The sequence below is a fragment of the Streptomyces sp. NPDC101110 genome, from assembly GCF_044759525.1.
GTDB lineage: Bacteria > Actinomycetota > Actinomycetes > Streptomycetales > Streptomycetaceae > Streptomyces.
Genome location: NZ_JBIVZM010000006.1, coordinates 349,898 through 371,982 on the forward strand (window position 1 = coordinate 349,898; position 22,085 = coordinate 371,982).

A 22,085-nucleotide genomic window follows, 5' to 3' on the forward strand; every position below is an offset into this window, starting at 1 on the left:
CCCATGACCTTCGACGACGAGAAGCTACTGATCCCCCCGGACATGCCCTGGTGGCACGCCTCCGTGGCCTTCCCCGACCCGCACACGGACGCCGCCCGGGCCCTGGCGACCGCGCTGTCCGGGCGCCGCTTCCACTTCCTGCGCAAGGACGCCGGCGTGCGTCTGCGCACCGAACAGCCCGCCAGCGACTTGCTGGACCAGCTCGTCGCCGACCGCGTGATCACCGGCTGGACGGGCGGGATCTACGAGCCGGAGACCCATGCCTTCGGCGGCCCCGAGGGCATGGAGGTCGCGCACGACGTGTTCTGCGCCGACAGCCCGGCCGCGCTCGCCGAGACTGGCACCCCCGGCGCCCGCGAGCGCAGCGTGATGCTGCTGTCCGCCATGATCCTTGAGGCCGGGCTGGACCCCTTCGAAGCCGGAGACGTGTACGCCCGGTGGGCCGCCCTGCGGCCCACCGTTACCCCGCCCCAGGGGCACGCGCTGGAGAAAGCCGTCTCCGCGATGCGGCGGCTGATGAACGCGGACGCCGCCCTGCGCCCCGACGCGGAAGCGGGGTGGGGCGAGCGCGTCGCCGCGTTCGAGGACGCCGGCCGACGCCTGCGCCGACTCGCCGCCGACGGTCGACTGATACGCGGAATCCGGGGCGTCATCGCCCATCACGCGATCTTCGCGTTCAATCGCGCAGGCGTACCTGCCGACGCGCAGGCCGCCACCGCGTGGCTCGGCCGTCACGTCGCCTTCTCCACCGGAGAAGGAGCTGACGTGTCTACCCGCAAGTCCGCCTCCGCGGACCCTAGCCTCCCTCGGATGGAGACCACCGTGACACCCGTAACCAACCCCAACCAGCTGCGCGAAGCCCTCGCCCAGCGGCTCGTCGGCAGCGGCCACCTGAGCAGCCAGGCGGCCATCGACGCCTTCCGCAGCACCGACCGGCACGCCTTCCTGCCCGGCGTCGACCTGGAGAGCGCGTACAAGGAGGACGCGGTCCCGATCAAGCACGACGAGCACGGGGAGATGATCTCCTGCATCTCCGCGCCGTCCATCGTCGCCACCCAGCTCGAACAGCTCGGCGCCCAGCCCGGTCACAAGGTCCTGGAAGCCGGAGCCGCCACCGGCTACAACGCCGCCCTCCTCGGCAAGATCGTCTCCCCCGGCGGGCAGGTGTGGACCCTCGACGTCGACCAGGACCTCGTCGCCGGCGCGAGCAAGCACCTCGCCGAGGCTGGCGTCGACAACGCCACCGCGGTGATGGCTGACGGCGCGGCCGGGCTGCCCGAGCACGCCCCCTACGACCGGATCATCTTCACCGTCGGTGCCGGCGACGTCCCCATGAAGATCCTTGACCAGCTCGCCCCCGGCGGGCGCCTGGTCCTGCCGATGCGCATCCGCGGCAGCATCTCCCGCTCCTTCGCCTTCGAACGCGACGGCGACACGTGGAAGACCGTCTCCTGTGAGATGGTCACCTTCATCCCGCTGCGCAAGGGCGTGTGCGACGACGTGTACGCCCTCGTTCCGATGGCTGGCGAGGGCAACGTGCGCCTGGAGACGTTCAGCGAGCAGGACGTCGACCGCGAGGCCCTGCGCTCCGTCCTCGACGAGCAGCAGACCAAGATCTACACCGGGGTGAAGTTCCGGCAGGGATCGGCGTGGGAGTGGCTGTACCTGTATCTGGCCTGCGTGCTGCCCAACGGCCTGTCCCGGCTGCCGGGGCAGCGCCCCGGGTTCACCCCGCACTTCGGGTGGGGCTCCATGGCAGCCCTCGACGGCGGATCGCTGGCGTACCTGACCATTCGCGAGGGCGAGGACGAGCAGGGCCGGTACTGGGAGGTCGGCGTGATCGGCCACGGCGGGGGTGGCGCCGGCCTCGCCGAGCGCGTCGTGAGCGAGATCCGTGCCTGGGACGCGACCGGCGGCAACGACGCCCCCGAGCCGGGCTTCCGGATGGCCGTCGCGGACTCGCGTGACCGGCTGACGGCAGACGACGACCGCTTCGTCGTCGACAAGCCCTACAGCCGACTGGTCGTCGACTGGGCGCGCAAGGGCTGAGCCGGTGATCCCCGCGATAGCCAGCCACATCCCCCTGGTCCGCCGCACCAAGGCGCCCGCGCTCCCCTTGGAAGAGCGCATCAACCACCTCACCGGGCTGACCGTCGCGCCCGCAGGTGCGGGCCACCACGACCTGGTGGCCCGCGCCTGCGGGGTCCTCAACTACGCCGCGCTGATCGCCTCCGACGTCGGCCTGCCCGACCTGGCCGAGGATCTGTGCTGGCGCCAGCACCAGGTCTTCGCCAACGCCGGACGCCTCAGCGGACGGGTCGCGGTCATGTCGCTGATGCCGCTCGTCAACCTCGCCCGGCTCCTGACCCGAGCCGGCCAAGGCGTAACTGCCTACAGCTTGTTGTTCTGCCTCAACGACGCTGCCCGACATCGGAACAAGACCGACATCGACGGCCGCACCGTCGACCTGTCTGCTCTGACCGGCACGGACGAGGACCACCGCACGGTGTGCCAGGAGCTGTACGTCACCCTGCTCGTGGACGGCGCCCGCGCCCTCGCCCAGATCGGGCGGTGGACCGACGCGGCCGACGCCATGGCCCAGCATCGCGGCATTGGCAACCGGCTCCTCGACGGCCGTCAGATCAAGATCATGGCCCTGATGGAGCAGGGCCTGGACCAGCAGGCCCGCGACCTGATCGACACCACCCAGCCCACGGAGCCTTGGGAGAGAGCCATCGCCCTCCTCCTGCACGCCCACTGCCGGCCCGCAGACGCCCCCGTCCCTGAACCCGACCTCGACCGCACCCTCGACGCAGCAGTCCAGCTTCTTGCCCACCCCGATCCGCCGACCGCCACATTCCAAACCAGGACGGCCCTGTCAGCCCTGGAACTGGACCGCACCGGACGACATTCCGCCGGCGTACTCGACTCCCTCGTCAGCGTCGCCCGACTCGACGCCTACGCCGCACGAGACGCACTGCACCACCCCGTCGCCGCGTCCGCCCTGGACGACGGGGCGGCAGACGCGCTCAACGCGGTGATCGCCGCGGCCGGACTGGGATCCGGCGTCCTGTCCGCCCCCCACCATGAGGCTCTGACGGGCGCGGTCGGCCACGCCGAGACAGAGCTGGAAAGGCTGCTGCAGGCCGAACCAGATCCCGGCTAGGAGGGGACGACCGGGATGGCCCGCCGTGCTGCCCACGCTGTTTGGCGCTGTCGGCGTTTCGGCCATTTCCTGCCCGCAGCCGCTCCAAGCAAGACCAGGGATCCCGCGCCCGCGGGGTTCCCTGACGCAGGAAATAGCGGGCTCCCCAGCACGACCGAATGACGTGTGTTCGATATCGCAGCCGTGTCGTTAGACCTCACGACTCTGCCGTAGCGACCGTCCTAGGGGGAACGATGACCTCGGCCATTACGCAGGACCAGCCGCCGCAACCGCCGAAAGGGACCACGCCGGACGACGAACCACAGGAGGCCCGTGTTCGAGAGGAGGAATACCTCTACCGCGACGAGTCGAGGCTCCAGGCCGGCTCCCTGCTGACCTCCCGCTCCATGGCGCGGCGCCTGCCCTCGCTCGTGCGGCGCTCGGTGCAGATGGCCTGGCGCGTGGACCGTGGCGCGACCATCGGCCTGCTGGTGTGCCAGATCGGGACCGGCGTCCTCGCGGCCCTCGGCCTCCTGGCCGTCACGGGCACGATCACCGCGCTGATTTCCTCGGGCGACATGACCGAGCGGTTGTGGGACGCCGCCCCGCAGCTGGCCGTGATCACCGCCGCCACCGGCCTGCGGGCGCTGCTGGGCATCACCGTCGTCTGGCTGACCGGCCGTCTGCGCCCGGTGCTCGGCCGGGCAGCGGAGCTGACGATGATCGAGGCCGCGCTCGGCGCGGAACTGGCCGCCAACAACAAGCCCGGCTACAACGACGCCTACGACATCGCCGACCGCGGCGCCCAGGTCACCCCCGACCTCGTCGAAGAAGCGCAGGACGTCCTCGCGGCGACCGCCACGCTCGCGGCCGGCGCCACCGTCCTGACCGTCCTGCACCCGCTGCTCCTTCCTCTCCTCTTCCTTGCGTGCCTACCGCAGGCCGCCGCCTACGTCCGTTCCGCGCGCGTGATCTACCTCGCCGCGCTGGAGACCTCCGGGCGGCGCCGGATGCTGGGCAAACTGCGCTGGCACATGGCCTACCAGGAGTCCAGTGAGGAGATGCGCGCCTGCCTGGCAGGCCCCTTCCTGATCGGCCGGTACCGGAAGCTGGCCGCCTCGGTCAACGCGGCCGAACGCAAGGCCGCCAACACCGGTGCCTGGATGGGGCTGGCCGGAGCAGTGGCCGGCGGGATCGCCTCGACCGCGGTGTGGGCGGCACTGCTGTGGCTCCTGGCCTCCGGGCGGATCAGCCTGGCGGCCGGCGGCGGCGCCGTCTTCGCCCTCCAGACCGCCACCGGCTCGGTGCGCGGCATCATCAACGGCGGGGCCCGCCTGGTGCGCACCGGCTGGTACGTGCAGGACTGGCAGAACTTCCTCGACAACGCCCACGGCCAGGCCATGACCGACTCCCGCGGCACCGCGCCCGTGACCGCGGCCCCGGAGCGTTTCGAGGTCCGCAACGTCACCTACCGCTACGACGGCGCCCCGAAGGACAGCCTGAGCAACGTCTCCCTGCACGTGCGGCGCGGGGAGATCGTGGCGCTGGTCGGGGAGAACGGCTCCGGCAAGACGACCCTCTCCCGCCTGCTGTGCGGGCTGCTGCTGCCCACCGAGGGCGACGTGGCCTGGGACCACGCCTCCACCGCGAACCTGGACCCGTGGGGGTCGTGGGAGCACGTCGCCCTGGTGCCGCAGAAGTTCACCTACCTACCGCTCACGATGCGCGACAACATCACGTTCGGGCAGGGCGACACCAGCGACGCGGCCCTGCTCGCCGCATGCGAGGCGTCCGGCGCAGCAGAGATGCTGCCGGGCCTGCGCTCCGGCCTGAACACCCTGTTGACCAGCGAGTGGTTCGGCGGACAGCAGCTCTCCGGCGGGCAGTGGCAGCGTCTCGTCCTCACTCGCGCGTTCCACCGGCAGGCGGCGCTGCTGGTGATGGATGAACCCACGGCCGCCCTCGATGCCCGCGCCGAGCACCGGATCTTCGCCGGCCTGCGCGAACTGGCCAAGGACCGCGCCATCCTGCTGATCACGCACCGGCTCACCAACGTGGCCGTCGCCGACCGGATCGTGGTCCTGGACGAAGGACGGATCGTCCAGGAGGGCACCTACGCCCAACTCACCCAGGAAGCAGGTCTCTTCCGGACCCTGTGGGAGCTGCAGCGCCGGATGAGCGGCGACACCCCCTGATCACCCCGCCCGCCCGAGGCCACCGTTCTGCCAGGCAGAGACACCGGGCCGCACCCGATGCCTCCTGTGCTCCACGTCCGAAGCCGCCCAACTAGCCCGGGAAGGAAAGCCGTGACCACTTCACCGGCTACCGAAGTCAGCGACGTGACTGAGCGTCGCCACCAGCTCGTCGAGCAACTCCGCGCCGACAACCACATCCGCACCACCGCTGTCGAGCGCGCCTTCCGCACCGTGCCCCGCCACGTCTTCGCTCCCAACTCCGCGTTGGAAGCGGCGTACGCCAACGACATCATCCCCACCCGCCACGCGTCCGACGGCCGGGTGATCAGCTCCATCTCCGCGCCGTGGCTGCAAGCCGACATGCTCGAAGCGGCCCGCATCCAGCGCGGCCACCGCGTTCTGGAGATCGGCTCCGGCGGCTACAACGCCGCCCTCATGGCCGAACTCGTCGGCCCGGTCGGCCACGTCACCACCGTCGACATCGACCCCGGCGTCACCGAAAGAGCCACCCGCTTCCTCAGCGAGAACGGATACGACCACGTCCACGTCGTCACCGCCGACGCCGAGCACCTGACCACCGGTGTGGTGCCGGACGGCGGCTTCGACGCCATCGTGGTCACCGTCGACACCTGGGACCTGCCCTGGATCGACGCCCTGGCCGAAGGCGGCCGTCTCATCGCACCGCTGCGTTTGCACGGCTACCACTGGGCCATCGCCTTCACCAGGGACAAGGGGGCACTGCGCAGCGACGAGCCCCTCATCGTCTGCGGCTTCGTCGCCATGCAGGGTGACGGCGCCTGGCAGACAAACCGCCGCACCGTCCCCGGCACCGGAGTCCACCTGTTGTGGGAAGACGGCACCCCGCTGCCCGTCGACCAACTCGCCCCAGCCCTCGCCTACGAGCCGACCGTCACCCGCACCAATATCACCGTCCGCGGCCAGGAACCCTTCGATGCCCTCACCCTCTACCTCGCTGGCGCCCTGCCCGGCTTCTGCCGCCTGGAGGTCGACCCCGACGGCGACAACCAGGTTCTGCACCCGCCGCCCCAGCACTGGCCCGGCGCCGCCATCGTTCGCGGAGCTTCCCTCGCCCGACTGGTCACCGAACGCATCGGCGACGGAGACGACGGCAAGGGCATGTACGAGTTCGTCGTCCACGGTTATGGCGACCAAGGACACGTCGCCGCCCAGGAGATGGCCGAGCAGGTCGAGCACTGGCAGCGCAACCACCGCGGTGCCCGCTGCCCCCTCATCACCGCCCGCCCGGCAGCCGACTGTGTCCCGGCGAGCAGGGACCACGAACCGCACGTCTTCGCCAAGAAGCACACCCGCATCACCGTGGACTGGCCGATCGTCCCCAGCAGCGCTGGGAGCCGCAGCGCCGGATGAACGGCGGTGCCTCCTGGTCACCCCTGTCCGGTCCGCGCTGCACCCGCCCGTCCGCCGTCGCGAAAGGCAGAGCTACGTGCCCTCTCCCGTCTCCCCTTCGGATCACGTCTCACCGCGCGCCGCCCTGCCCGCAGCGCAGTACGCCGCATCCCGGCATGCGGCGTGGCTCGGCGCCGCCGCGATCATCACCGACGAGGTCGGCCGTGTCCTGCTGGTGCACCCCACCTACCGCGAGGACGACTCGTGGCTGCTGCCCGGAGGCGTCGTGGAACCCGGCGAACACCCGCACGTCACCTGCAGGCGCGAGATCACCGAGGAACTGGGCCTGGATCTACCCCTGTCGGCTGTGCTCGCCGTCCACTCCTTCTCCGCGCACCACCCCGACCTGCAACCCGGCACGCACTGCCCCGGAGAGGTCCGGTTCGTCTTCGACGGGGGAACGCTCACTCCCGCCCAGGTGGCGGCGCTCCGCCTGCCGCGCGAGGAGCTGTCCGAGTACGCCTTCCTGGAGACCCGGGACGCGGTGCAGCGGCTGCGACCCGTGGACGGGCAGATCATGCTCGCCGCCTACCGTGCCCGGCTCGGGAACACCGCCACCGCGCACCTCGCCGACGGCCGTCACATCCTCGATGTCCCGGCGCTGGACCGCCATGACGTCCACGTCCGCTACCGGCCCTTGTGGGACAGCCCTCTCCACCGCGGCCCCGTCCCCGAGCGGCTGCCTGTGCAGCAAGCCTGGGCGTGGTGCTTCGTCCCCGACGGCCGGGTCGTCCTGGTGGCCGATCCCGGCCCGCGGGGCGCGCTGCCGATGCTGCCCGGCGGCACCGTGGAGAAGACCGACGCGACGCCTGAGGACACCTTGCACCGCGAAGCCGCCGAGGAAGCCCAGCTCAGCCTGGCCGATCCGGTGCGACTGGGCTGGGTGCTGGACGAGACCGGCGAGGTCTACGGCGGGGTGGGGGCCAACGCCCGGCTCCGCCTGGCCGCGCGGGTCACCGGCATCGGGCCGGCGGCCGTCGACCCCGCCTCCGGCCACCCGTTCGCCCGCCTTCTCGCCACCCCCGCCCAGGCAGTCGCCCTGCTGGGATGGGGTCCGCCCGGCGCGCGGCAAGCCCAGCTCGCGGCGGGGACGGCAGGCGAGCGGTGGGGCCACCCCACCGCTCGCCCTGCCGCCATCGAGGAGATCCCGGCGGAGGGGATGCGGCTGACCTGACCCGAACGACCACCCCGCCTCAACACGTCCCGCTCCACGCCTTCTGAGGTAGCCCTATGCCGTTGTCGCACGACCACATCCGCACCACCGTCGCCACCTACCTCGCTCGCCACCCTCACGAGCGCACCCAGCTCGGCGGACTCCTGGCCGCCCTCGACCGTCCCACTGACATCGCCAGCCGCTCCACCTTCACCGGCCACGTCACCTGCGGCGCGATCGTCGTCGACGCGCTTGGCCGTGTCCTGCACGTGCTGCACCTGGCGAGCGGGAAGGTTCTCGCCCCCGGCGGGCACGCCGAGCCCGCCGACGAGTCCCTGGCAGGGGTGGCGCTGCGGGAGTTGCACGAGGAGACCGGGATCCCGCCGCAGGCCGTGGCACCGTGGCCCGGATACGAGGCCGTGCCGTTCGACATCGACATCCACGACATCGACGCCCGCCCGGGCAAAGGCGAACCCGGCCACCAGCACTTCGACCTCCGGTTCCTCTTCCGCCTGTGCACCGCGGCCGAGGTGCCGGTGGTGCTGCAGGAAGAAGAGGTCGGCGGCACCGAGTGGCGGCCCGTGGATCGGGTGAGCTCCCCCTCCCTGCGCGACAAGCTGCTCAAGCTCACGCCCAAGACCGAACCGGAGGCGGCCAATGCCTCCGCCCTGATCTACAACGACCATGGCGAGTACCTGCTTCACCTGCGCGACTACTTCCCCGGCGAGATCTGGGAGCCGGGCATGTGGTCACTGCTGGGCGGTGGCCGAGAGCCCCAGGACGCCACCCTGGAACACACCGTGCGGCGCGAACTGGCCGAGGAAACGGGTCTCCACATCACCGACCTGACCCCGTTCGGCACCGAGTACGCCTCCGACGACGCCGGTGCGAGCGTGCCCATCGCCATCTACGCCGGCCGCTGGAACGGTGATCCCCGCGAACTCAGCCTGACGGAAGGGGTGATGCTGGCCTGGTTCGCCCCCGACGATCTCCACCGCCTGCGCATCGCAGACACCACCAGCGACCTCGTACGGCGCCACGCCGCCAGCCACCCGGCCGGCCCCGAGCCGCAGAGCGGGCTTTCGTCGCATGAGGAGCGCCGCCCAGCTTCGCCGCACGGCACGGTCCTCAACGTCATCGGCGTCCACCTCTACCTGGAGCGCCCTGACGGAACGGTGCTGCTCGGGCTGCGCCACCCCGACTCCGCGTTCGCGCCGTCCACCTGGCACGTCCTGGCCGGCCACTGCGAGCAGGAGAGCGCCATCACCTGCCTGATCAGGGAGGCACGGGAGGAAGCCGGTCTGCACATCGAGCGACGGGACGTCGAACTCGTCCACGTCGTCCACCACATCGACCGGGCCGGGGACCGGCCCCGCATGGGCCTGTTCTTCCGTGCCCGCGCCTGGAGCGGCGAGCCGGAACTGCGTGAGCCGGACAAGTGCACCCAGTGGAAGTTCTGGGACCCCGCCGCGCTGCCCGACAACCTCGTTTCCTACACCCGCCAAGCCATCGCGAAGATCCAGAACGGGGACCTGTACAGCGAGACGGGCTGGCCCGCATGACCGGCTCCCCGAGCGGCGCACACCGTCGTGTGTCCACTGCAACTGCGGCCGGCCGTGAGGACACCCGTTTGGTGGTGATCCGCGGCAACTCGGCGTCAGGCAAGTCAAGCGTGGCCCAGGGCCTGCGCGATCACTACGGCCGCGGTATCGCGATCGTGGGCCAGGACGTGATCCGCCGGAACGTGCTCAGGGAACACGACACCGCGCGCGGCGCCAACATCGCCCTGCTGGGCCGGGTCGCACGCGAAGCGCTGAACGCCGGCTTTCATGTGGTGCTCGAAGGGATCCTGTACTCCGATCGCTACAGCCACATGATCACGTCTCTGGTACGCGACCACCGCGGCGTCTCCAACTGCTACTACCTGGACGTGCCGCTGGAAACGACGTTGGTCCGACACGCGTCGAAGGCGGATGCCGCGTACCTGGCGCAAGTCACCGACAACCACCTCGCCTCCTGGTACCGCGAACTGGATCTGCTGCCCGGCGGTCTGGAGACCGTGATCCCGGCCGACAGCACGCTGCAGGACACCGTCGCGCGAATCCTGCGCGAAACCGACCTGGCCTCTGCTTCCCCCGTCCCGCCACCGCAGTGCAAGCCGTCACAGGGAGACTCGATGGACCCTCTGGTGTTGATGTCCGATCCGCGGGTCGCTGCGATCCCGGTGCGCGAGTGCGGGGAGCCGCTCGTCGACGTGCGTGACCACAGCTTCCGCGTCGATCCCCGCAAGCAAGACCCGCTGGGCGCGTTCGCCCACGTCCGTGAGGGCGTCCTGGCCCGGCTGGGGCACGCCCGCTCGCTCCTGCCCGCTGGCACCGACCTGCTGTTCATCGAGGGCTACCGGCCGCCGACCCTACAGCAGCGCTACTTCACCGAGTACCTGGACGAGCTGGCCGCCGCTCACCCCGACTGGACAGCTGAGCAGCTGCACCAGGCCGCCAGCCGGTACGTGTCACCACCGGAGATCGCGCCCCACTCCGCGGGCGCGGCCGTGGACGTAACCCTCGCCGACCAGGACGGTCACGAACTCGACCTGGGCACCCGCGTCAATGCTTCCCCCGAGGAGAGCGACGGTGCCTGTTTCACTCACGCCCCGAACGTCAGCGATCGTGCGCGCCACCACCGCATGCTGCTGCTCAACGCCATGGAGAATGCAGGTTTTACGAACTACCGAACCGAGTTCTGGCACTTCTCGGTAGCGGACCGGTACGACGCGCTGATGCGGCATGAGCCGCACGCGCGCTACGGACCGATCGAACTGCCCTAGCACGCCGGCATCCTCGTCCACTTCATCGCCACCCACGCGATCCGGAAACACAGGAGCGCGGCCACCGGACCCTGGGCCGGTTGGGATCCCAAAACCGCGACGGACGGAACGCATCGAACGGAGGCACGTGTGCCTGACGACACCCAGCAGGCGATCCCAGCCGTCCCGAGTCCAGCGACCGGAGGTGAACCACAAGAGCACCACATGCACCTGCTCGGACGGTACTACCGCCAAGTGGAAGCAGGCCGCAAGACGATCGAAGTGAGGGTGGCCACGCCGCAGAAGCGCGCCGTCGCAGTCGGTGACACGGTCGTCTTCCACGACCGGGACACCGGGCGGGAACTCGACGTCATCGTCAAGCGGATCACCTCGTACTGCTCCTTCGAGGATCTGCTCAGCTCGGAGGACACCGTGCGCATCGACCCGGACGGGCCGCCCGGAGAGCTGCTCGCCAGCCTCCGCAGCATCTACCCTCCGGCCAAGGAAGCCCTCGGTGTTCTCGCCCTCGCATTCGACCACCGCCCTGCCCGGCCCGGCCGCCCCATGCCAATGACGCCCTCGCAGTACGCGCAGACCGTCCCCCACCACACGGTGTACGGCTGCCTGTACATCCGCGACGAACACGACCGGCCGGTCCAGCTCCGCTCGGTCTACGGCTCGAGACTCTGGCAGTTCCCGGGCGGCAACCTGGACGCCCCAGGCGAGGACCCGCTGCAGACCGCACGACGAGAGGCGGTCGAGGAGACGGGCCTCGAACTCGGTCTGGATACGCCGAAGCTCCTCCTGACGCACTTCCTGCACGCCGGGCCGCGCCTGCCGCTCAACAAGGTGGGGCTCATCTTCGACGGAGGCCGGCTGACCGCCGACCAGCTCGGCCGGATCCGACTCGATCCCGCAGAGCACGACATGTGGGCCATCCACGACCTCGCGACCTGGCAGGAGCTGATGGCGCCGCGCGCCTTCGCCCGCCTCGACGCCATCGAACGAGCCCGGCGCGACGAGGGACCCACCTACCTGATCACGCACACCTGATCCCCAGCACCCCCACCCAGGAGGCAACCGTGCCCGCCGAGGACACCAACACCCGGGCCTGGCAGATCTACGGCCAGAGACAACTGGCCCGCGCCCACACCCCGCCCATCCCCGACCAGCTCCGCTGGACGCCCTGGAAAGGGATCGGACCGGGTGCAGAAGTCCTCGGTGACATCGCCGGCCGCCGGGTCCTGGACATCGGGTCCGGAGCCGGCCACCACGCCGTCCATCTCGCCCAGGCTCACGGAGCCCGCGTCACCGGCATCGAGCTGTCCCCGACCCAGCACGAACGCGCCGCCTCCGCCCACGCCGACGTTGACGGCGTGGAGTTCGTCCAGGCGGACGTGACCGAGTACCTGGCCGGAGCCGAGCCGTTCGACGCCGCATACGCGATCGGGACGCTCGCCTTCATCGACCCGCACCGCTCGCTGCCGGCACTGCGCGACGGCCTGCGTCCGGGCGCCCCCTTGATCCTCTCGCTCCTGCACACCGACCTGCACGGCCGCGGTCCGTCCACGGAAGTGGCGCCGCGCGAGCAGATGATCCTGCTGCGCGACGACCCACCCCTGCCGACACAGATGTGGGTCCTGGCACCGCAGCTGTGGGAGGACCTGCTCACCGAGTACGGCTTCCGCGTCGAGGCCATCGACCTGCTACCGCACCCCGACAACAGCGCCACGGTCATCCAGCAGCTCATCCGCGCACGGCGCCTGCCCGCACGGCCGGCGCGAGTCTCCAGCCGACCCCGCAGCACCCGAGCGCCAGCGGCACACGCGGCCGTCGGCGTCGGGGCGATCCTGCTCAGCGAAGAGGGCATCCTGTTGGGCCTGCACCGCCGCGGCACCCTCGAACTGCCTGGCGGCAGTGTGGAGGCCGGGGAATCCTTCGAGGACACGGTGATCCGCGAACTCGCCGAGGAGACCGGTCTGGTCGCTCGCGCCGAGGACGTGGGGCTCCTGGGTACGCTCGTCGATCACGTCGATGGTGTCCTGCGGGTCACCGTCGGCGCGCTCGTCCACGCGTGGCAGGGGCAGCCGGCCACGCAGCCGGGCGAGAGCGTCGGCGACTGGGCATGGTACCCGCTCGATCAGCTCCCCGACGGCCTGTTCGTATGCAGCGCCCAGATCCTCACCGCCTGGCGACCCGACCTGGCCATCGACCACGCGCCGGCGCACTTCACTGCCTTCGCCTCAGCCAAGTAGGCGGCGCACTGGCACAACAGCCGACACCGATGCCCTCCCGCGACACGACGCAGGTGCCGCACCCCCGGATGCAACACCCCACCCTCGCACTCAAGTTGGAGTCCTCCATGCCGCATCTCTCCATGCGCCGGTCGATATCCCCGGACGGCGCCGTCGGCACCGACCGCCTGCGCCATCTGGAGCAGGCTGCCTTGCGCCACGGAGTCCCCGTCGAGGACGTGCTGCTGATCGCCGTCAACCTGTACGGGATCACCTCCGACCAGGACCGTCACCGGGCCCGGGTCAACCTTCGCCTCGTGCGCCGCCCCGATGCCCCCTGGCAGATCATCGTCCCGCTGAACCAGCCGGCCAGCCCCTTCCGGCTCCGGAGCAACGAGCTGTCGCTGAACGGCGAGGTGGTCGCGCGCGTCGGCCACATCGATGCCGACGAGGCGGTGGGAGGGTACTTCCGCAACGACGGCCGCGCCGCGACCCTCAACCCCAACGCCCGCAGCCGGTGCGTCGGGTGCGGCTGGTGCCCCAATACCATGGAGGCCGCCGCCGATCCGAGGATGCAGGAAGACCAGGGGCTCGACGCCCTGCTGCACGCCCTCGGCGAGCAGCATCCCCGCCGCAGCCTGGCTGAGCTGACCGAGGTCACCGTCTCCACCGGCTGTTTCGAACGGGAGGAGGCGGCCGTCGCGCACCTGACCGCCCTGCGGCCCGCTCTGGAGCGGGCCGGCGTCAAGGCTCGGATCGGCTTCCTCACCTCCGTGCTGCGCAGCGACGAGGCATTCGAGACCATCGCGTCGAAGGTGTCACCGTTCGTGCTCAGGCTGACAGCCGAGCACTTCACCCGGCGGGAGGCACTGATGAAGGCGACCAAGGCCGACCTTCGGCCGGAGCAGATGCCGGACCTGTTGATGCGGGCGCGGGCGGCGGGGCTGGACACCTCCTACACGTACATCGTCGGGCTGGACCCGATGGAGGACCTCGTGCGCGGGGTGAACGCACTGGCGGGCGAGGTCACCGCGTTCCCGAACTTCCAGGTCTTCCAGGCGCACACGGTGATGATGCAGGGGATGCGGACGCCGGGCGCGGAGAGCCTGGAGTACTACCTGCAGGCGCGTACGGCGATCGAGCGGGCCATGGCACCGACCGGGCTTCGGCCGGTGGGCTGGGAGTGCTACCGGCCGCTGTGGTACTTCACCTACGCGGGAGAGGACCTCGTCGATGGACCCCGCTGACGCGGTCATCGACCGGGTGCGGGTAGAGCGCCTCGACGAGAGCGGGGCGGGTCCGTGGAAGGCTGGTGACAGCCGGTTCGCGATCGTGGTCGAGGCCGGCGGAGTGACCGGGGTATTCGCTCCGGTCGACGAGCTGCCCGCCGCGCTAGTGGCCACCCGGCTTGGGCAGAGCGCTCTGCGGCACCCCGTGGCCGACCACACGGGTCTGTTGCACAGGCTCTTGGCCGGCCTCGGCCCGCACGCGGCGGGGCTCGGCCGCTGGGCGGTCGGGGCGCTGGACTGCGCGGTGTGGGACCTGCACGGCCGACTCGCCGACCTCCCGGTCGCGGCCCTGCTCAGCGACCGGCCCGCACCGCGAGTGCCGGTCTACGCCTCCTGGCTCTCCCTGGACCTGGCCTCCACGTCGGCCCTCGAGTCCGTCAAGGCCACCGCCGACGGGGGCTTCGCCTTCACCAAGTGGGCCCTGCGCGGCGCTGAAGCCGCCGAGATGGTGCTGCTGGCCGAACGGGCGGCGAAGTGGGCGGGGGACAGTGTGGCGGTGGACGCCCTGGGCGCATGGGGGCACCTGCGGACCATGGAGGTCGCACCGCTCCTCACTCCGGAGACGGTGCGCTGGGTGGAGGACCCGCTCCCGCGAACCGACCAGGCCGCGTACCGACAGCTGCGCCGACAGACGGAGGGGCTGAGGGTCGCATTCGGCGAGCGGCTGTCCCATGCGGAGGACGCCAGGGCCCTGCTGGAGCACTGCCGGCCGGAGGCGTTCACGTTCGACGCGGTGTGGTGCGGCGGGATCACCGAGGCGCAGGGCTGGCTCGGCGCCGCACACAACGCGAAGGTGCCCGTCCACCTGCACGGCCGGGCGTTCCTGCCCGCCGTGCACCTGGCCGCCGCGTTTCCGCACGTGTCGGGGGCGGTGGAGTACCAGGTGGTGTGGGAGCCCCGCCGCCAGCGGGCACTGTGCGGCACTCTCCGGCCGGACGGCGGGCACGTCGCTCTTCCCGACCGGCCCGGTCTCGGGATGGAGGTGCGCCGGTAATGCCCAGGCACACGGGCGAGCTAGCGGTCCACGGCCGCCTGGAGCAGCGCGAGGAGAAGGTCCTGCTCGTCGTGGACGAGCGGCTGAGCGGACACGACACCTTCCTGTCTACGACCCTTCGCCTCGACCGGCCGGTGCACCTGCCCGAACTCCCGGTCCGGATCCTCACGTTCGACGACGTCACCGTCCTTGCACCCCTCGACCCTGCCCTGCCGCAGGGGCAGGCCGGAGAGGGGTGGAGCGGCACGCTGCTGTTACCGCACGGCGCGCGCCCGCCGACGATCCCCGACGACCTCGCCCGGGCCGCTGCCGACGCGGGTGTCGACACCAGCAGTTGGTCGCCGGCCGAAGCCCGGCAACTGCTGACCTTCCTCGGCGAGGCTGGCCCTGGTCCCGTTCGCACCGAACGGATCGACATGATCATCGCGGCTCTGGCGGGCCGTTCGTGAGCACGGCGGCCCCGGTGCGGCTGGTGAGCCTCGACGTCGGATACACCCTGGGCGAGCCGTCCGGGACGACGCTGACGCAGCGCCTCGTGGAGCTGTCCCCGCTCCCGACCCGGCAGGCGAAGAAGGTCGCTCAGCAAATCCTGCACACCCTGGACCCGCGCAGCGATGCGCCAGCGCCGCAGACGGTGTGTGCCGCTCTGGGGATCGCGCCGTCCGCCTTCCCCCAGGACCACTGTGCGCCCGGCTTCGCCCTGTGGCCCGGCGCGGTGGAGGCGGTGGCACGGATCGCCCGGGTCGTGCCGGTGGTCACCCTGTCGAATGTGAGCCACTGGGACGAGCAGGAGACCGACGTCGCAGCCCTCCTCGCCCCCCACCTCCGGGCCCATCACCCGTCGTGGCAGCTCGGGTTCGCCAAGCCGGACCCGCGCGCCGTGGAGACTGTCGCTCGACTGCACGGCCGCGACCCCGCGGAGGTGCTGCACGTCGGCGACAGCCTCGACTACGACGTACGCGGGGCCCTCGCCGCCGGAGCCCACGCCCTGTGGATCACCTCGCGCCCGCCGTCGTCCGAGGCACTCCGGCTGCTGGCCGAGTACCCCGGCCGGCTCACGGTCGTACCGGACCTCACCCGTGCGGTCGAGCACATCGAGCAGACCGTCCTTCCGTCAACCCAGATGATCAGGAGTTCTACCCCGTGAGCCAGTTCGACACCACCGCCCCGTACTACGCCGCCTACCGGCCCGGGATCCCGAAGGAAGCCGTCGAGCTGCTCGCTCAGCGGGTGGTCGGCAAGGAGCACCGGGCCCTGCTCGACCTCGGGTCCGGCACCGGGCAAGTCCCCCTGGCCCTGGCCGGGGCGATGTTGGAGATCGACGTCGTCGAGCAGGACGCGGGCATGCTTGCCGAGGCCGACAAAGCGCTCGCCGGGCTGCCGGTCACCGTCCGCCTGCATAACGCTCCGGCCGAGGCGTTCACCCCACTCGCCTCTTACCGGGCCGACCTTGTCACGGTCTGCCGCGCCTTCCACTGGATGGACCAGGACGTGGTGCTGTCGCGTCTGGAGGACATGACCGCGCCGGACGCGACCGTCGTGGTCATGGGCGACGGAAGCCTGTGGACCGCGCGCACCGCCTGGACCGATGCCCTGCGCGCCCTGATTCAGGAGTACCTGGGCAAGGAGCGGCGGGCCGGGGTGGGCAAGAAGTACGCGGCGCACAACCGCCCGTACCGCGAGATCCTCGCCGACTCCGCGTTCGGCCAGGTCGAGGAGCACACCGTCGCCGTCGAGCGGGAGTGGAGCACCGAGACGGTGATCGGCTACCTGTACTCGACCTCCTTCGCCGCCCGGCCGCTGTTCGGCGAGCGGGTCGACGACTTCGAGCGCCGCGCCCGAGCTCTGCTCGACGAGCACGCCGCCAGCGGCGGCCTGATCGAGCATGCCTCCTTCCAGATCGTCCTCGGCCGGCGCGGCTGACCCGCTCCTCCCCCCTTCGGGCCGGGGCGGCCCACTTCCCGCCCCGGCCCCGTGTCCCTCCGGAAGGAGATCCACCATGCCCAGTCCTGTGACGTGGAGCGACGACGAGCGGCGCCGGTTCGTCGACGACGGCGTCCTCATACGCCGTGGCCTGGTCCACGGCGTCGTCCTGACCAAGGCGCGCGCCCTCGTCGGCGGCTGGCTGGCCGAGGCGTACGACCCCGCGCGGCTCACCGCCTACACCGAACGCAGCTTCGCCCCCGAACTGGAGGTGCACCCTGACCTCCTCGCCCTGTACCGGCGAAGCGGCCTGGCGGAGTTGGCCGGAGACCTGCTGCGGCCCGCGAGGCCCGCCCCGGTTACCCGGGCGCAGATCCAGATCCGGCTTCCGCACGGCGCGCAGCAGCCCGTGAAGCGGATGCACGTCGACGGTGTCTCCTGCCCCCACCTGGAACCGCGCGACCTACGCACGTTCACCTTCATCGCCGGCGTCGTCCTGGACGGTAGCGCCACCGCGGACGCCGGCGCTCTGCACTACGTGCCCGGCGGGCACTACCGGATGGCCGACTACTTCGCCACAGACTGGGTCCTGGGGCAGCCGGCCCAGACTCCCGACGACATCGACGCCCGGGACGGCACCGCTCTCACCGCCGAGCCCGGCGACATGATCGTGATGCACCACTTAGTCCCACACCGGGTCGGCATCAACACCAGCAGCACCCCGAGGGTGATGGCGTACTTCCGAGTCCACCACGCCCAGCACCCCGACCTCGCCCTGCGCGCCCTGTCGGACCCGTGGCTGGAGTACCCGGCGCTCGCCGCCCTCGCCCGCTCCGGCACCGTGTGAGAGGGGAGAGCGCCGTGGACATCCTCACCCCCGCCCAGCTCCCCCACACAGCGCGCCTCCTGGCCGCCGGACAGATGGTCGCCGTACCCACCCCCCGCTGGTACATGCTGTGTGCCCGCGCCGCCGACCCCGCCGCCACGAACGCAGTCTTCCGCGCCAAGCAGCGTGCCACCGACAAGCCGCTGCTGCTCCTGATCGACTCTCCGGCCACGGCCGAGATCCTGTTCGACCTGAGCGCCGACGCCCGGCTGCTGACAGGCGGCCTGTGGCCGGGGGACCTCGCGCTGCGTCTTCCGTGGAAGCCCGCGGTGGAGCCTGTCGCGGCGGTCGGCTCCCCGGCGCTCGTCGGATGCCCCGACGGAATACTGGGCCAGCTCGTCGCCCTGGCCGGCGAGCCGCTGGTCGCCGCCGTGTGCAGCATCTCCACCCCCGCCGCCGGCGAGAAGGACCACCCGGCGCTCACCGTCGGCCAGGTCGCCGTCTTCGAGCAGACCGTGAGGGCCGGGATCGCCGCGGTCGTCGACGGCGGGATCTGCCCGCACGCCCGGCACATGACCATCGTCGACTGCCCCGCGGGCGCCGCAGCGCGCCTGGCGCGGGAGGGCACCGTCCACGCCCGCGCCGTCGAAGCCGCTCTCGCCCCGGCAGGAGGACCGCATGTGGGCTGACCTCGCCCGCCGGACGAACCGCCTGGTGCCCGACGCGTCGGTGGCCGCCGTCGCCGACGCGCTCGACTACCTCTGTCTCGCCCAGCTCTATCTGCGCGACAACCCGCGCCTGGCCCGGCCCCTGACCCCGGCCGACGTCAAGACGCGACCGGCCGGCCACTGGGGAGTGTGCCCGCCCGTCAACCGGATGCTCGCCGCCCTGGGCCCACTCCAGGCGGCCGTCCCCGACGGCTACGAGCTGCACGTCCTGCACGGCGCCGGGCACGCCGGCCCCTCCGCCCTCGCCCACGCCTACCTCACCGGCCGACTCGGCCACGCCCGCCCGGGCTTGCGCCAGGACGAGGCCGGACTGCGCGCACTCGTCGCCGGATTTCCCCGGGCCGACATCGGCGGGGAGATCACCCCAATGATCCCCGGCCACCTGCACACCGGAGGCCAGCTCGGCCCCGCCCTCGCGATCGGGCAGGGCACCGTCCTCGACGCGCCCCACCGGCTGACCGTGGTCCTGATCGGCGACGGCGAGTGCGAGACCGGGACGACCGCCGCCTCCTGGCTCGCCAACCGCGCGTTGCACGGTACGGGCGACCACGGCACCGTCCTTCCCGTCGTCCTGCTCAACGGGCTGCGCATGGGCGGCAAGAGTCTGCTGTCCACTCTGAACCGCGCCGAACTTACCGCCTATTTCACCGGCCTTGGCCACCGGCCCGTCAACAGCGACGGGCTCGACATCGGCCAGCTCCGTCAGGCGGTGGCCGAAGCGCTCGGCGCCACCGCGCCCTTGGGCATTCCGGGACCGTCGAGCGTCCTCGTCCTCACCCTGGACAAGGGCCACGGTGCCCCCGCTCACCTCGCCGGCACCCCGGCGGTCCACAAGACGCCGCTGCGCGACCCGGCCGGTGTGCCCGCCGAGTTCAACGCGCTCGCCGACTGGCTGTCCTCCTACCAGCCCACCCAGCTCCTCACCTCCAGCGGCCGGCCCCGGCCGCACCTGCTGCCCGCGCTCCCGCTGCCCCGGCCCGAGCCCGACGGCCTCCCGGCTCCGCGCGGCTGCGTCGCCGCCTCCGCCCAGGTCGCCGGCCGCGCCGCCGGCCGCCCGTTCGCGCAGGTGGTCCCCGAGGTCCTGCGGGCCCGCGCCGAGCAGGGCCCGTTCCGCGTTTTCAGCCCCGACGAGCTTGCCTCCAACCGCCTCGACCTCACCGACGAGCACGGGCGCCCGGTGCCGTGGGCGGTGGAAGTGCTGAGCGAGGAGCTGTGCCACGCCTGGGCCCAGGGCTACACGGAGACCGGCCGGCACGCCCTCGTCGCCACCTACGAGGCGTTCGCACCGATCACCCTCAGCCTCATCCAGCAGCAGCTCAAGCACCGGTCCGTGCGCCGGCACGCCGGGCTCGCCCCGCTGCCCAGCCTGGTCTACCTCCTGACCAGCCTGGGCTGGCACAACACCCTCACCCACCAAAACCCCAGCCTCACCTCGGCACTCCTGGCCGCCGGCGACCCCACGCTCCACGTCCTCACCCCCGCCGACCCCGCGCGCACCGCCGCCGCACTCACCTTCGCCCTGCGCAAGCTCGACCGGTGCACGATCGTCGTCGCCGGCAAGCACACGACCGTCCCCCATCCGCTGGAGACCCTCGACGAGGAGCTGCGGCACGGCATCGCGATCTGGCCCCACCTGACCCACCCCGGCCCCGGCGAGCCCGACCTGATCCTCGCCTCCGCCGGCGACCTGCCCGCCGAGGCCCTGACCACCCTCGCCCGGCGGCTGCGCGCCGAACGCCCGGACCTGCGCCTGCGGTACGTCCACGTCCACGACCTCACGGCCCTCGCCGAGGACGGCACCCGCCCCCTCGCCCTCGCCCCGGACGCGTTCGCCCGCCACTTCGGCACCCGGGCGCCGATCGTCCTGGCCACCAGCGGGCACCCGACCGACATCCACGCCCTCTTCGGACGCCGCCACCCCGGGCCCCGGCTCACCGTCCTCGGCTACCGCGACCCCGGCCGCCCCGTCTCCCAGACCCGCCTCCGCCAGCTCTGCGGCCTCGACGACCCCGGCCTGTGGCAGCTCGCCACCACCCTCACCGGCACCCCGAAGGAGATACCGGCATGAGCACCCCGCTCCCACCCGTCGCCCCCGACGCCGGCACCATCAACGCCTTCGAACGCGACGGGTACGCGGTCGTCCGCGACGCGATCACACCGGACCTACGCGGCCGGCTCCTGGCCGCCGCCGAGAGGCTCCTGGCCAGCGACATCACCCAGGGCCGCGACCGAGGAGGCGACGGCAAGGACGGCTTCCGCGGATGCCTCAACCTCGATCCTGCGTTCCTCCCGCTCCTCGCAAACCCGGCCGTCCTGCCCACCGTCGTCCAGCTCCTCAGCCCGAACATCCACCTGCTGTCGGCCCACCTCATCGCCCTGCCGAGCGGCCCGCCCTGCACCATCCGCATCCCCGGACGCCACGGCTGGCACCGCGACATGTACGGCGTCACCGCCGACCTCGGCTTCCCCCACACCCCCCGCATGGCGATCAAAGCCGCCCACTACCTCACCCCCGTCACCCCCGACTGCGGGCTGACCATGTTCCTCCCCGGCAGCCACCGCCTTACAGACGAGCCCGTCGTCCCCGTCGGCGCCATCGACCCACCCGGCGCCGTCACCCCCGACATCACCGGAACCGACACAGTTCTCTTCGAGAACCGGACCTGGCACACCGGAGGCATCAACCTCTCCCATCAGCGCCGCATCGCCCTCATGTTCCAGTACGGATACCGCTGGCTCCAACCCGTCGACGACGCCGCCACCGACCTCCGGAACGACCCCAGCCTCACTCCGATCGAGCAGCAGCTCCTGGGGCTGCCCGACCGCCGACCCGACGGATCCCTCGCCAAAGGCAGCGGTGCCGCTCCTATCCGCTCGTGGTGGGAGACCAGCGCCCGGACGGTCACGTCGCTGTAAAGATGCCAAGGCCCCACACACCCTTTGCGCCTCGCTTCACAGCAGCGCTCTTGGGGCACGCCCCCGCACTGTGTGCTGCAACGTTCCGGTGAGGGGGCATCGTTCTGGTCTCCCACGGCCGCATACGGCAGCCACGCCTGCCTGGGTACAACCCCGATCTCGGATCCGTCGAACTGGTTCCCGCGGCTCTCGACTCCCGGCCGGCCGCGAGCATGGCCGCCCAGCTCTTCCCGTACAGCGCTCCGTGATCGACGACACAGAGCCGCCGATCCGGACCAAACCTTCCCGACTCGCTGACAGAGCAACAGACGGTGGTCAGCACGGTCCTCCGTCAGGCGAACAGCGCATGGGCCGACATGGCTGCCACTGAGCGAGACCTTGCGGAGCTGTATCAGGAGTTCTGGCGCGCACGGGAGCATCGCTTGCTCCGCCTTGGTGCCACGTGCGG

Annotated in this window: 18 protein-coding genes; all 18 read left to right on the forward strand. The window is 71.5% G+C overall.

The genetic code is table 11. The features are described 5' to 3' along the window. Positions 1-3: 3 nt before the first annotated feature. The gene (gene fxlM / locus ACIQU3_RS16790) at positions 4-2,049 is read left to right on the forward strand and encodes a methyltransferase, FxLD system (RefSeq protein ID WP_403925755.1); all 2,046 of its coding nucleotides are present in this window, start codon (positions 4-6) and stop codon (positions 2,047-2,049) included. Positions 2,050-2,053: 4 nt separating this feature from the next. Beyond that, positions 2,054-3,166 (forward strand): hypothetical protein, encoded by a 1,113-nt coding sequence (locus ACIQU3_RS16795; RefSeq protein ID WP_403925758.1) that lies wholly within the window; start codon positions 2,054-2,056, stop codon positions 3,164-3,166. A gap of 233 nt (positions 3,167-3,399) precedes the next feature. After that, complete coding sequence (locus ACIQU3_RS16800; RefSeq protein WP_403925761.1) at positions 3,400-5,340, forward strand: ATP-binding cassette domain-containing protein; 1,941 nt, start codon at positions 3,400-3,402, stop codon at positions 5,338-5,340. Between the two features lie 144 nt (positions 5,341-5,484). Continuing rightward, positions 5,485-6,729, forward strand: a complete 1,245-nt coding sequence (gene fxlM / locus ACIQU3_RS16805; protein WP_403925763.1) for a methyltransferase, FxLD system — start codon at positions 5,485-5,487, stop codon at positions 6,727-6,729. Positions 6,730-6,805: 76 nt separating this feature from the next. After that, the gene (locus ACIQU3_RS16810) at positions 6,806-7,942 is read left to right on the forward strand and encodes an NUDIX hydrolase (protein WP_403925766.1); all 1,137 of its coding nucleotides are present in this window, start codon (positions 6,806-6,808) and stop codon (positions 7,940-7,942) included. Positions 7,943-7,998: 56 nt separating this feature from the next. Continuing rightward, positions 7,999-9,483 carry an NUDIX domain-containing protein gene (locus tag ACIQU3_RS16815; protein ID WP_403925769.1) on the forward strand — a complete coding sequence of 495 codons (1,485 nt, stop codon included), beginning with the start codon at positions 7,999-8,001 and terminating at the stop codon, positions 9,481-9,483. Between the two features lie 71 nt (positions 9,484-9,554). After that, positions 9,555-10,748: a M15 family metallopeptidase gene (locus ACIQU3_RS16820; protein WP_403926155.1), complete on the forward strand. Its 1,194-nt coding sequence runs from the start codon at positions 9,555-9,557 to the stop codon at positions 10,746-10,748. A 204-nt stretch (positions 10,749-10,952) separates the two neighbouring features. After that, complete coding sequence (locus ACIQU3_RS16825; protein ID WP_403925772.1) at positions 10,953-11,780, forward strand: NUDIX domain-containing protein; 828 nt, start codon at positions 10,953-10,955, stop codon at positions 11,778-11,780. A 29-nt stretch (positions 11,781-11,809) separates the two neighbouring features. Further along, positions 11,810-12,982, forward strand: a complete 1,173-nt coding sequence (locus tag ACIQU3_RS16830; protein ID WP_403925775.1) for a bifunctional class I SAM-dependent methyltransferase/NUDIX hydrolase — start codon at positions 11,810-11,812, stop codon at positions 12,980-12,982. 107 nt (positions 12,983-13,089) lie between these two features. After that, complete coding sequence (locus ACIQU3_RS16835; RefSeq protein WP_403925778.1) at positions 13,090-14,208, forward strand: hypothetical protein; 1,119 nt, start codon at positions 13,090-13,092, stop codon at positions 14,206-14,208. Continuing rightward, positions 14,195-15,244 carry an enolase C-terminal domain-like protein gene (locus ACIQU3_RS16840; protein ID WP_403925780.1) on the forward strand — a complete coding sequence of 350 codons (1,050 nt, stop codon included), beginning with the start codon at positions 14,195-14,197 and terminating at the stop codon, positions 15,242-15,244. Before ACIQU3_RS16835 ends, ACIQU3_RS16840 begins: the two co-directional genes overlap by 14 nt. Further along, positions 15,244-15,693: a hypothetical protein gene (locus tag ACIQU3_RS16845; protein ID WP_403925783.1), complete on the forward strand. Its 450-nt coding sequence runs from the start codon at positions 15,244-15,246 to the stop codon at positions 15,691-15,693. Before ACIQU3_RS16840 ends, ACIQU3_RS16845 begins: the two co-directional genes overlap by 1 nt. Then, positions 15,690-16,391, forward strand: coding sequence for an HAD family hydrolase (locus ACIQU3_RS16850; RefSeq protein ID WP_403925785.1), 702 nt, complete (start codon positions 15,690-15,692; stop codon positions 16,389-16,391). Before ACIQU3_RS16845 ends, ACIQU3_RS16850 begins: the two co-directional genes overlap by 4 nt. After that, complete coding sequence (locus ACIQU3_RS16855) at positions 16,388-17,167, forward strand: class I SAM-dependent methyltransferase (protein ID WP_403925788.1); 780 nt, start codon at positions 16,388-16,390, stop codon at positions 17,165-17,167. The genes ACIQU3_RS16850 and ACIQU3_RS16855 overlap by 4 nt, the downstream gene beginning before the upstream one ends. 76 nt (positions 17,168-17,243) lie before the next feature. Beyond that, positions 17,244-18,014, forward strand: coding sequence for a phytanoyl-CoA dioxygenase family protein (locus ACIQU3_RS16860; protein ID WP_403925791.1), 771 nt, complete (start codon positions 17,244-17,246; stop codon positions 18,012-18,014). A gap of 14 nt (positions 18,015-18,028) precedes the next feature. Then, complete coding sequence (locus ACIQU3_RS16865) at positions 18,029-18,682, forward strand: L-threonylcarbamoyladenylate synthase (protein ID WP_403925794.1); 654 nt, start codon at positions 18,029-18,031, stop codon at positions 18,680-18,682. Then, on the forward strand, positions 18,672-20,789 hold the full coding sequence (locus ACIQU3_RS16870; RefSeq protein ID WP_403925797.1) for a phosphoketolase: 2,118 nt from the start codon (positions 18,672-18,674) through the stop codon (positions 20,787-20,789). Before ACIQU3_RS16865 ends, ACIQU3_RS16870 begins: the two co-directional genes overlap by 11 nt. Next, entirely contained in the window at positions 20,786-21,637 is an 852-nt protein-coding gene (locus ACIQU3_RS16875) for a phytanoyl-CoA dioxygenase family protein (RefSeq protein ID WP_403925800.1), read from the forward strand. The genes ACIQU3_RS16870 and ACIQU3_RS16875 overlap by 4 nt, the downstream gene beginning before the upstream one ends. Positions 21,638-22,085 lie beyond the last annotated feature (448 nt).

Coding starts and splice junctions, on each gene's coding strand:
- ACIQU3_RS16840 (WP_403925780.1), top strand. CDS start 14,195: ATGGACCCCGCTGACGCGGTCATCGACCGGGTGCGGGTAGAGCGCCTC.
- ACIQU3_RS16845 (WP_403925783.1), top strand. CDS start 15,244: ATGCCCAGGCACACGGGCGAGCTAGCGGTCCACGGCCGCCTGGAGCAG.
- ACIQU3_RS16825 (WP_403925772.1), top strand. CDS start 10,953: ATGCACCTGCTCGGACGGTACTACCGCCAAGTGGAAGCAGGCCGCAAG.
- ACIQU3_RS16860 (WP_403925791.1), top strand. CDS start 17,244: ATGCCCAGTCCTGTGACGTGGAGCGACGACGAGCGGCGCCGGTTCGTC.
- ACIQU3_RS16875 (WP_403925800.1), top strand. CDS start 20,786: ATGAGCACCCCGCTCCCACCCGTCGCCCCCGACGCCGGCACCATCAAC.
- ACIQU3_RS16835 (WP_403925778.1), top strand. CDS start 13,090: ATGCCGCATCTCTCCATGCGCCGGTCGATATCCCCGGACGGCGCCGTC.
- ACIQU3_RS16870 (WP_403925797.1), top strand. CDS start 18,672: ATGTGGGCTGACCTCGCCCGCCGGACGAACCGCCTGGTGCCCGACGCG.
- ACIQU3_RS16815 (WP_403925769.1), top strand. CDS start 7,999: ATGCCGTTGTCGCACGACCACATCCGCACCACCGTCGCCACCTACCTC.
- ACIQU3_RS16800 (WP_403925761.1), top strand. CDS start 3,400: ATGACCTCGGCCATTACGCAGGACCAGCCGCCGCAACCGCCGAAAGGG.
- fxlM (WP_403925755.1), top strand. CDS start 4: ATGACCTTCGACGACGAGAAGCTACTGATCCCCCCGGACATGCCCTGG.